Source organism: Intestinibacter sp. (genome assembly GCF_022780145.1).
GTDB lineage: Bacteria > Bacillota > Clostridia > Peptostreptococcales > Peptostreptococcaceae > Intestinibacter.
The window spans coordinates 1-11,584 of record NZ_JALEXO010000098.1 but is presented as its reverse complement, the minus strand read 5'-3'; the positions used below and the strand labels follow the sequence as shown (position 1 = coordinate 11,584).

At 30.1% G+C, this 11,584-nt stretch carries 12 protein-coding genes; 10 read left to right on the top strand and 2 right to left on the bottom strand.

Annotated elements, in window-relative coordinates:
* The 3 genes from pyrF to carB form a co-directional block, all read left to right on the top strand.
* The coding region (gene pyrF, locus MR593_RS03645) for an orotidine-5'-phosphate decarboxylase (RefSeq protein WP_290686995.1) at positions 1-499 on the top strand (499 nt) is incomplete at its 5' end.
* 12 nt (positions 500-511) lie between these two features.
* The gene (locus MR593_RS03640) at positions 512-1,570 is read left to right on the top strand and encodes a carbamoyl phosphate synthase small subunit (protein WP_290686993.1); all 1,059 of its coding nucleotides are present in this window, start codon (positions 512-514) and stop codon (positions 1,568-1,570) included.
* 37 nt (positions 1,571-1,607) lie between these two features.
* Entirely contained in the window at positions 1,608-4,814 is a 3,207-nt protein-coding gene (gene carB, locus MR593_RS03635; protein ID WP_290686991.1) for a carbamoyl-phosphate synthase large subunit, read from the top strand.
* 369 nt (positions 4,815-5,183) lie between these two features.
* On the opposite strand, the gene MR593_RS03630 is transcribed toward carB, so the two are convergent.
* Entirely contained in the window at positions 5,184-5,441 is a 258-nt protein-coding gene (locus MR593_RS03630) for a hypothetical protein (protein ID WP_290686989.1), read from the bottom strand.
* Between the two features lie 386 nt (positions 5,442-5,827).
* On the bottom strand, positions 5,828-6,544 hold the full coding sequence (locus tag MR593_RS03625) for a DUF3298 and DUF4163 domain-containing protein (protein ID WP_290686987.1): 717 nt from the start codon (positions 6,542-6,544) through the stop codon (positions 5,828-5,830).
* 241 nt (positions 6,545-6,785) lie between these two features.
* Here MR593_RS03625 and MR593_RS03620 point away from each other — a divergent pair, with 241 nt between their 5' ends.
* From MR593_RS03620 to MR593_RS03590, 7 genes are all read left to right on the top strand, one after another.
* Positions 6,786-7,658 carry a class I SAM-dependent methyltransferase gene (locus MR593_RS03620; RefSeq protein ID WP_290686985.1) on the top strand — a complete coding sequence of 291 codons (873 nt, stop codon included), beginning with the start codon at positions 6,786-6,788 and terminating at the stop codon, positions 7,656-7,658.
* A complete protein-coding gene (locus MR593_RS03615; protein ID WP_290686984.1) occupies positions 7,658-8,323 on the top strand; it encodes an RluA family pseudouridine synthase in 666 nt (221 codons plus the stop codon). Before MR593_RS03620 ends, MR593_RS03615 begins: the two co-directional genes overlap by 1 nt.
* 21 nt (positions 8,324-8,344) lie before the next feature.
* Positions 8,345-9,049 carry a UPF0489 family protein gene (locus MR593_RS03610; RefSeq protein ID WP_290686983.1) on the top strand — a complete coding sequence of 235 codons (705 nt, stop codon included), beginning with the start codon at positions 8,345-8,347 and terminating at the stop codon, positions 9,047-9,049.
* 61 nt (positions 9,050-9,110) lie between these two features.
* Positions 9,111-9,608 carry an SEC-C metal-binding domain-containing protein gene (locus MR593_RS03605; protein WP_290686981.1) on the top strand — a complete coding sequence of 166 codons (498 nt, stop codon included), beginning with the start codon at positions 9,111-9,113 and terminating at the stop codon, positions 9,606-9,608.
* Positions 9,609-9,851: 243 nt separating this feature from the next.
* Positions 9,852-11,162 (top strand): tyrosine-type recombinase/integrase, encoded by a 1,311-nt coding sequence (locus MR593_RS03600; RefSeq protein WP_290686979.1) that lies wholly within the window; start codon positions 9,852-9,854, stop codon positions 11,160-11,162.
* Positions 11,163-11,174: 12 nt separating this feature from the next.
* A complete protein-coding gene (locus tag MR593_RS03595) occupies positions 11,175-11,342 on the top strand; it encodes a hypothetical protein (RefSeq protein WP_290686978.1) in 168 nt (55 codons plus the stop codon).
* A 90-nt stretch (positions 11,343-11,432) separates the two neighbouring features.
* The coding region (locus MR593_RS03590) for a ParA family protein (protein WP_290686997.1) at positions 11,433-11,584 on the top strand (152 nt) is incomplete at its 3' end.

Genomic DNA, 11,584 nt, shown 5'->3' with positions numbered 1-11,584 from the left:
AAGCGCAGTAAAGGCAGCTATAAAAGATAATGTTTGGATGATGACAATACATGTTTCAGACTTTGAAGGTATGAGACAATGCGCAGAAATAGCAAAACAAGAAGCAGAAAGATTAAACATTGAAAAACCAATAATAGTTGGAGTTACAGTTTTAACTTCACTAAGTAATGAAGATTTACAAGATATAGGATGCAATATGACAACTGAAGAATTAGCTATAAAGAGAGCAAAATTAGCTAAGAAATCAGGAATAGATGGAGTGGTATGCTCAGCTAAAGAAGTAGATAAGATAGTAGAAGCTTGTGGTACAGATTTTGTAACTGTATGTCCAGGAATCAGACCATTATCAGCAGCAGTAGGAGACCAAAAGAGAGTTGTTACTCCAGCTCAAGCAATTCAAAACGGAGCACATTATATAGTAGTTGGGAGACCAATAACACAAGCTGAAAATCCAAAACAATCAGCTATTGATATAGTTAAAGAAATAGAAAATGCTTAGGAGGGAAGTTGTATGAAGGCAAGATTAATATTAGAAGATGGTACTGTTTTTAAAGGTAAAGCATTTGGTTATTTAGAAGAATCAGTAGGTGAAGTAGTATTCAATACTTCAATGACTGGATATGGAGAAGTCTTAACAGACCCTTCTTATTATGGACAAATAGTAACTATGACTTACCCATTAATAGGAAACTATGGAATCAACTTAGAAGACGTACAATCAAGAAATGTATGTGTAAAAGGGTTTATAGTTAGAGAAAAAAGCGACACACCTAACAACTTTAGAAATGAAATGAGCCTAGATGTTTATTTAAAACAAAATAAAATAATAGGACTTGAAGGAATAGATACAAGAGCCTTAACAAAAATCCTTAGAAATAGAGGAACAATGAAAGGTATAATAACATTAGATAATAATGCTACATTAGAAAGTATACAACCAAAATTAGATAAATTCGACAATACTTACGCTGTTTATACAGTTTCAAGAAAAGAAAAAGAATTCTACCCAGGTAATGGACCTAAAGTAGCTGTTATGGACTACGGTGTAAAACAAAACATAATAGATAACTTTGTAAAAAGAGGTTGTGATGTAACAGTATATCCTGCTACTACAACAGCTGAAGAAGTATTAAATGACGATCCAGATTTAATATTCCTATCAAATGGACCTGGGGATCCAGATGATTTAGATGAAATAGTAGGAAACGTTAAGAAAATGATAGGTAAAAAACCTATAGTAGGAATTTGCCTAGGACATCAAATTTTAGCAAGAGTATTTGGTGGAAAAACTGGAAAACTTAAATTCGGACACAGAGGTGGAAACCATCCTGTAAAAGATTTTGAAGAAAATAAAGTATTTATAACTGCTCAAAACCACGGTTATTATGTAACAGACGTACCAGAATGTATGAACGTAACACAAATAAACCTAAACGACGAAACAGTTGAAGGTATGAGACATAAAGAATTACCAATATATAGTGTTCAATACCATCCAGAGGCTTGCCCAGGACCAAAAGACAGTCAATATATATTTGATAAATTCTTAGATGTATTAAATAATAAATAGTTTAACGTTATAAATATTTTGTGAAGGAGAAGAGATTATGCCTAGAATAGATAGTATTAAGAAAACATTAGTATTAGGATCAGGACCAATAATAATCGGACAAGCTGCAGAATTTGACTATTCAGGAACTCAAGCTTGTGAAGCATTAAAAGAAGAAGGGGTAGAAGTTGTATTAATAAATTCAAACCCAGCTACAATAATGACTGACAAAGAGGTAGCTCATAAAATATATATAGAACCTCTTACAATAGAAGCAATAGAAAAAGTAATAGAAAAAGAAAGACCAGACAGCTTACTTGCAGGTATGGGTGGACAAACAGCTCTTAACTTAGCAGTAGAATTAGCAGATGCTGGTATATTAGATAAATATGGAGTTCAAGTAATAGGTACTTCAATAGAATCAATCAAAAAAGGTGAAGATAGAGACGAATTCAGAGAAATGATGAAATCTATCAACCAACCAGTAATAGAAAGTGATATAGTAACAAATCTAGAAGATGGTATCATATACGCTGAAAAAATAGGATATCCAGTTATAATCAGACCTGCATACACACTAGGAGGAACTGGTGGTGGTATAGCTGAAAACAGAGAAGAATTAGTAGAAATACTTACTCATGGTTTACAACTTAGCCCAGTTACTCAAGTTCTTATAGAAAAAAGTATAAAAGGTTGGAAAGAAATTGAATACGAAGTAATGAGAGACGGTAACGGAAACTGTATAACTGTTTGTAACATGGAAAATGTAGACCCAGTTGGTGTACATACAGGGGACAGTATAGTTGTAGCTCCTTCTCAAACTTTAAGTGATAAAGAATACCAATTATTAAGATCTGCTTCAATTGACATAATAAATGCAATAGAAGTAAAAGGTGGTTGTAACGTACAAATAGCTTTACATCCTCACAGATTAGAATATGCAATAATAGAAATAAACCCAAGAGTTAGTAGATCTTCAGCATTAGCATCAAAAGCAACTGGTTATCCAATAGCAAAGGTTGCAGCTAAAATAGCTTTAGGTTATACATTAGATGAAATACAAAATGCAGTAACTAAGAAAACAAAAGCTTGTTTCGAACCAACTCTTGACTACGTAGTTGTAAAAATACCAAAATGGCCATTTGATAAATTCAAACAAGCTAACAGAAGACTTGGTACAAAGATGATGGCTACAGGAGAAATAATGAGTATAGGTAGCAACTTCGAAGCTGCTTTACTAAAAGGTATAAGATCTCTAGAAATAGGAAAATACTCTTTGATCCACAAACCATCTGAACAAAGAACTATAGAAGAATTAAAAGAAAGAGTTGTTATGCCAGATGACGAAAGACTATTCGACTTAGCTGAAATGATAAGAAGAGGCTACAGCATAGATATGATAGAAAAAATCACTGGTGTAGACAAATGGTTCTTATATAGAATTGATTGGATAGTTAAACAAGAAGAAAAATTAAAAACTATGCAAATAGAAGACTTAAGTAAAGATTACTTAAGAACTCTTAAGAAAAAAGGATTCTCTGATAAGGGTATAGCTGACTTAATGGGAATAAGCCCAGAAAAAGTATACGAATTAAGATCTCTATACAACATAAACGCTGCTTACAAAATGGTTGATACATGCGGTGGTGAATTCGATGCATTATCTCCATACTACTATTCAACTTACGAAGAATACGATGAAGTTGTAGTTAGTGACAAGAGAAAAATCGTAGTTTTAGGTTCTGGACCAATTAGAATAGGACAAGGTATAGAATTCGACTACTGCTCAGTTCACTGTATAAAAGCATTAAGAAGATTAGGTATAGAAACTATAATCGTAAACAACAACCCAGAAACAGTAAGTACAGACTTCGATACTTCTGACAAATTATACTTCGAACCATTAACAGAAGAAGAAGTTTTAAATATAATAGAAAAAGAAAAACCAGAAGGTGTAATCTTACAATTCGGTGGACAAACAGCTATAAAATTAGCTAAGTTCTTAGACGAAAAGAATATACCAATATTAGGAACTGACTTTGCTGATATAGATGCAGCAGAAGATAGAGAAAAATTCGATGAATTACTAGAAAAATTAAACATAAACAGACCAAAAGGTATAGCTGTATGGTCTACTGAAGAAGGTATAAAACATGCTAGTGAAATAGGATATCCAGTTCTAGTTAGACCTTCTTACGTACTTGGTGGTCAAGGTATGGAAATAACTTACAACGAAACTAAGCTAAAAGCTTATCTTGACAGTGCATTTGAAAGAGATCATAAAAACCCAGTACTTATAGATAAATATCTAGTTGGTAGAGAAATAGAAGTAGATGCAATATGCGATAAAGAAGATATATTAATACCAGGTATTATGGAACACTTAGAAAGAGCAGGGGTTCACTCTGGAGACTCTATAACAATGTACCCAAGCCAAAATATATCTGATGAAATAAAAGAAAAAATATTAGACTACACTAAGAGAATATCACTAGAACTTAACGTTTTAGGTATGGTTAACATCCAATTTATCGAATACAAAGGTGAATTATACATCATAGAAGTTAACCCTAGAGCAAGTAGAACAGTACCTTATATAAGTAAAGTCAGTGGTGTGCCAATAGTAGACTTAGCTACTAAATGTATGTTAGGTGCTAAATTAAAAGATTTAGGATATGGAACAGGAATCTACAAGACTCCAGACCTAATAGCTGTAAAAGTTCCAGTATTCTCAATGTCAAAACTTGCTAAAGTTGACGTAAGCCTTGGACCTGAAATGAAATCAACTGGTGAAGTTTTAGGTGTTGGTGAAACATTAGAAGAAGCTTTATACAAAGGATTCATAGCATCTGGTAGAAAGATGACTAACGATACAGGTGTTGTACTTGCAACTGTAAATGACCAAGATAAAGAAGAATTCTTAGAAATAGCAAAAGAAATGAAGAAGGTAGGATATACTTTCTTAGCTACAGAAGGAACAGCATTATACTTAAGAAACAATGGTATAGAAGCAACTGTAGTTAATAAGATAAGAGAAGCAAGACCTAACTTACTTGATGTTATAACTAACAACCAAGTTGATATGGTTATAAATACTCCAACTAAAGGTAACGATGCAACAAGAGATGGATTCAAGATAAGAAGATTAGCAACTGAATACTCTATAGATGTTATGACTTCATTAGATACATTAAAAGCGTTAGTTAAAGTAAATCAAAAACATATGGATAAAGATCAATTAAAAGTATATAACTTAGCTGATTAATTTAATATGATTAATTATATAGGCTACTGTGACCAGGTTTGTGCTGGCTCACAGTAGCTTTTTTCTTGCAAAAAATTTTCTTCATATAATCCTTTTATTATAGAAGGAGAAATGGACTATTAAATCAATAAAAAAACAAGCAATTTGTAAAGTTTTACGTATTGCTTGTTTTTTATTGGGATTTGATTATATGCATTTCTACATCTCCAACAGTAAAAAATATAGAAGAGAAAAAAACACAAAAGGAAAGCAAACAAATTAAATCTCTTCTATAGGAAACTATTATGGATATATAGTTACATTTAGTTTTTTAGTTATATTTATAATTTTAAACTAAATATCTTGAAATCTTATTCATATATATTGTAATTATACAATTTCTTTAACATCTATTATTGAGCTTTTAGGTATTAAATACGTTTGTAATTTATCATAATTTACATGGTCGAAAGCTCCTATATACTCAGGAACTACAGTTATCGTATATTCTGTAGATTCTAATATTTCACCATATATTGGCTTCATACTAAGATAAGTTTTTACTCTTACATATTTTTTTAATAAAGCATCTATTTCTTCAAATTTAGCTGAATTTACGTTGTTATAATTTTTAGTAGTTGTTAACACAATAATCACTCCTTTTAGATAAATATAAATATTCTGAAAATTAATAAAATACCTTTAGCTAAATAAATTTATTAAAAATAATTGACTAATAATTAATTAACTATTTAATTGTTTATTGATGTTATAATAATACTCTATTTAGTATACAAAAAACAATATTATAAAAAAATTAATATAATAAAATAAAAGTATTTGTTTTTAATAGTTTTTATCTGAAAATTAAATAAAATAAGTTAAAAAAATATACTTTTAAAAAGTTAAAAAAATAACTTTAGGAAAACGGTTTTTAATAGTTTGTGTGATAATATAGTATATAAGTTAAATAAATAACGAAAAATAACGAATAAAAAAAGAGAAACAAAAATAATTGTTTCTCTATTAGTGAACTATTTTTTTCTTCTTCTAATTACGTTTTGTGGGTTGCAATAAAATCTAGGATTGATATATTGACCAAATTCTTCAAATGAGATTAAGAATTTTTGGATGCCTGCTTCTGAAGGGGCGATTTCGTCTTCAGCAAAAAATAATACGATGCCTTTATCTGTTATGTAAAAGGCTTGTGAATCGGGGATATCTACTACTGTATCTTTATAAAAAAGCTCTGGTGTTTGAGAAATTTTATTATTGATATAATTAGAAAGTATATTTATATAGTCTACACCTGGATTAAATAAATCCTTCAGAGAAAGCTCATTTCCGTTTAATAAATCTATATTGAAGCTATATAATTCTTCGTATTGAGGACCTTCATTAGTACTGAGAGAGGTCAGATACAAAATGAAGCTTAAAATATGATTTTTACTAAATGTGATGTCGTAAGTAGTATTTACTTGATAGACTCTTTTAGGAAGATCGTTTTCTGATGCTGTTTTGTTATATTGAGCCATTTCTTCATAAAGTCCATTTCTAAAGGTTTCAACACTAGAGTAAACAGTTTTATTTAAATTATCTAAGATTTTCTTATCTACTTGAAAATATCCATTTTTAACATTATAAAAAACTGGATAGCTTATATCGAAATAAAAAAATTCCTCTCTTCCAAAAATCTCATTATATTGAATATATAATAAATTATAAATACAGCCTATATAATTGGTGTTCATTTGATTCATTATAATTCGTTGCAAAATCTATAAAACCTAGAGCGAAAATTTTATAGACTTACACAACTGTTCACCTCCTGTTTGTAAAAATAAATTAGTAATATTTATGATTTTTTTATAAAAAAAAGAACTTTATAATTATGAAAGATAAATAAAGTATATAAAGTAATGAAAATAGCTAAAATAAAGGTAATTATATGATATAATACATAAGATTAATAGAATAATGGGAGGTAATAAATTGTTATTATTAGCGGATCAATGGAAAGATTATGAACTTATAGATATGGGAAATGGAGAAAAACTAGAGAGATGGGGTAAATATGTACTTAGAAGACCGGACCCTCAAGTAGTATGGCCAATGGAATCAGAATGGGCTCTATGGAAAAATCCTCATGGACATTACCACAGAAGCAACAAAGGTGGTGGACAATGGGAACACAAGAAAAAATACCCAGAACAATGGACTATAAGCTATAAAAATTTAAAATTTTATATAAAACCAACAGGATTTAAACACACAGGATTATTCCCTGAACAAGCGGCAAATTGGGAATGGTCTATGGATAAAATAAAAAATGCTAAAAGACCTATCAAGGTTTTAAATTTATTTGCTTATACTGGTGGAGCGACTGTAGCTTGTGCGGCAGCTGGAGCAGAGGTTTGTCATGTAGACGCGTCTAAAGGTATGACTACCCAAGCAAAGGAAAATCTTCATTTATCAGGACTTGGAGATAGAAAGGTGAGATTTATAGTAGATGACGTTGTAAAATTTGTAGAAAGAGAAATAAGAAGAGGACATAAATACGATGCGATAATAATGGATCCACCTTCTTATGGAAGAGGACCTAAAGGAGAAGTTTGGCAAATAGAAGATAAGCTTTTCGATTTCGTAAATCTATGTATGAACGTATTATCAGACAAGCCATTATTTTTCTTAATAAATTCATATACAACAGGATTTTCTCCAATAGTACTAGAAAATGTACTTCAAACTACTATCGGAAAGAAAGTAAAAGGTGGAAAAATATACGGTGGAGAATTAGGAATACCTGCTTCAAGAGACGGAAAAATTCTTCCATGTGGTATATTTGGTAGATGGGAGTCTAAATAATGATAAATGTAATATACGAAGATAATCATCTGTTAGTAGTTGAGAAGCCAGTAAACGTATTATCTCAGGGTGACAATACTAACGATGATGATATGGTAAATTTACTTAAAAAATATTTAAAAGTAAAATACAATAAGCCAGGTAATGTTTTTGTGGGGCTTGTACATAGATTAGATAGACCAGTTGGTGGAGTGATGGTATTTGCTAAGACTTCGAAGGCTGCTTCTAGATTATCTGAGCAGGTTAGAAATAAAACATTTAAAAAAACTTATAAGGCTGTAATTCATGGAAATATGAAAAAGAGAGAAGATAGTTTAAGCGATTATCTATATAAAGACAAGAAAACTAATATGGTAAGTGTGGTAAATAAAAATCACAAGGATGCTAAAGACGCTAAATTGAGCTATAAGACATTGGCATCAAATAATGGCTTTAGCCTTGTAGAGGTTGATTTAAAAACAGGTAGACCGCACCAAATAAGAGTGCAATTTTCGAGCAGAAATCATCCACTTTACGGAGATCAAAGATACGGAAAAAATGTCAATAAAAAAGGACAGCAAATTGCACTGTGGTCTTATAAAATAGAGATAGAGCATCCAACTAAAAAAGAAAAAATGGAATTTATTTGTGAGCCACCAGATGTATATCCATGGAATATGTTTTAGTTTGTTTCAAAAGGAGAAAAAATGGAGAGATATATAGGTTTTTACATCGAAGAACCAGTAGGAAATAATATTTTTTCTTATGAAGAAAGAACTAATAAGAAAATTTTCGTTCCGAAGTTGATAAAGGGAACATTAGACGATGTATATTTAGGAGAAAATATAGTATTTAACGAAATCGATGAGGATACAGAAATAAAGGCAATAGGACTTAAAAATTTAGTTCAATACGAAGTAGACGACAAGGTTGTATATGTATTTGATAACCACAATCATGCGTTTTATTTTTGGATGAAAAGTATGCAAAAGGGACTGTTTAACAAAGGCTGTAGATTAGTTCACGTAGACCAGCACAAGGACATGAGAAAGCCTGAAGAGTACGATGTCGATGTAGATGATTTAGATGATGTTTTTAGATACACAAATAAGGTCTTAAACGTGGGAAACTTTATACAACCAGCATTAAAAAAAGAAATATTTTCTGATATTGATATAATCGATAGTTCTTACGGATTTGATATAGAAGTAGATGGTGAATATGTTTTAGACATAGATTTAGATATATTTTCGAAGGATATGGACTATATTCCATATGATTTTAAGCTAAATAAGATAAAAGATTTAATAAAAGGCGCCAAAGTGATTACAATTGCTACAAGTCCGTATTTTATAGAGCAAGAGTATGCCATAAAGGTATTAAAAGAATTATTCAATTATGATATAATATAGAATTGTTAAATAAGAAAATAAAAACTTAAAAAATAAATTAATTATTTAGGAGGAACTTATAATGAGTTTATATGCAGATTGGAAAAATCTTTGCGAAAATCATGCGAATAATGACGAAGAAATAAAATTCTGGCAAAATTATTTAGAATCAGAAGCAGGGATATACAATGAAATATTAAACAACAAAACTGACGTTGTAGAAGGTGTTGTTTCTGAATTAGCAGCTAAATATGGTGTAAGCAACGAAATATTCATGGGGTTCATGGATGGAATAAACGAAAGTATAGAAGAAAGCTTAGATCTAGAAGCTATAGAAGCAGATACTCAAGTTTCTATAAAAATAGACTGGGAAAAATTATACTACAACATGTTAGCTGCTGAAGCACATTGGCTATATGAATTAGAAGGATGGAATGGAATATTATCTCCAGAAACTAGAAAAACTATAACTAAAGACTACAACAGATCAAGAATAGTTGTAAAAGAAAATAAAATTGGAAGAAATGATCCATGTCCATGTGGAAGTGGAAAAAAGTATAAGAACTGTTGTGGTAAATAATCTCACAAACCCTTATAAAATAAGGAAATGTAGAAAAACAGAAAATTAAAAAAATGTCCACGGAGGTCAAAATGTCCACATTTCGTCCACGAAAAAATAATTTTGAGGACGAGAACTAGAAAAACCTATATAAATCAAGGGAAAATCTACGTGGACAAACTTTGTGGACAATATTATATAAATGTCAGCATTCGTTAATGTTGGCATTTTTTCGTTCACTAATATAGTGAAGGAGAGATAATTATGGTAAGCGTTAGAAAACGTGGAAAGGTATATGAATACCGTTTTGAAATTGCAACAGTTGAAGGAACAAGAAAGTGGATATCAAAGTCAGGATTTCCAACAAGACAAGAAGCATTTAAGGAGGGTGCGAAAGCATATAATGACTTTTATTATAATGGTACTAAAACACAATTAAGAGAAAAGATGTCGTATGCAGATTTTTTAGATTATTGGATAGATACTTATGCAAGTTTTAATTTGCATTATTCAACAACTATATCTTATATAAACATTATAAAAAATCACGTAAAACCTAGAATAGGATATTATCAATTATGGCAGTTAGATACTAGACTACTTCAAGAATTTATAAATAAAATATATGTTGATTATTCTTTTTCTAAAAATTATATGGCGAGTATTTTAAAAGTAATTAAAGGGTCTTTAAAATATGCGTGTTATACACTAAATTATATAAACTCTAATCCGGCAGAACACGTACACGCACCTAGAATAGATAAAATACAAAACGACCCTGCACATATTTTTACACAAGAAGAATTTGAAAGAATATTAGAAAGATTTAAAGGTACTCATTCCATTTATTATGCATTCTTAACAGCATATTATACAGGTATGAGAGTTTCAGAAGTGTATGGATTAACTTGGGACTGTGTTGATTTTGATAATAAAACATTAACTATAAATAAAAACATTATAAAGAAAAACCAGTATGGACTTCCTAAAAGAAAAAACATAACAAAAGGTCATTCAGTTGGTGTGTGGTATTATGGAGATTGTAAGAATCCACAAAGTAGAAGAACAATATATATTGGAGATACTTTAATAAATGCTTTAAAGGAATACAAACAGGAACAAGAAGAAAATAGAAAATTTTATGGAGATTCTTATCTTTGTTATTATGAAAAAAAGGTATTAAATGAAATAACTAATAGAGAAGAAATAAAATTACTTGAAGCAAAAGCAGAATTAGGTGTTGGTTTGAAAGAGGCACAATTAGTATTTGTTAAAGAAAATGGACAATTCCTAGGTACTGATTCACCAAAGTATGCTTTTAAGGTTATTCATTATGAATTAGGAATAAATTGTAGATTTCACGATTTTAGAGATACTCACGCAACTAAATTAATTGAAAGTGGTGCTGATATTAAGGCAGTTTCAAAGAGATTAGGACATTCAACAATTCAAACAACTTATAATATATATGTTAGAGTGACTAATAAAATGGAAAGTGATACAGTAGATAAGTTTGAAGAATATGCCAATGCCCTAGAAATACCTAAAACTGTTGAAATGCCATATTTAACATAAGGAGTGATTGAAATGTTTATAAAGAAAGATAAAAAAATGGAATTGCCTATATATAATAATGAAATAAAGATAATATTAAGGGCTTTAAATGAGCTTAGAAATAAGATTATTATTCAAGGAAGATATACTAATCCTATTGATGAACTTATTGTAAAAATAAATGATACATATTTGAACTGATTAAAAATAGTCAGTTCTTTTTTTATGCCCATACATAGCCATTTTATTTAATCATAGAGTGGCTAAATTAAAAAGAAAGGAGGAGAATATATGCAAGACAGTAAGTGCAAGGTAATTGCTATTACAAATCAAAAGGGTGGCGTTGGTAAAACAACAACTACTTTTAATCTAGGAGTAGCATTAGCGAAACAAGGTAAAAAAGTTTTGATAGTTGATGTTGATCCACAGAGTAATCTAACAAC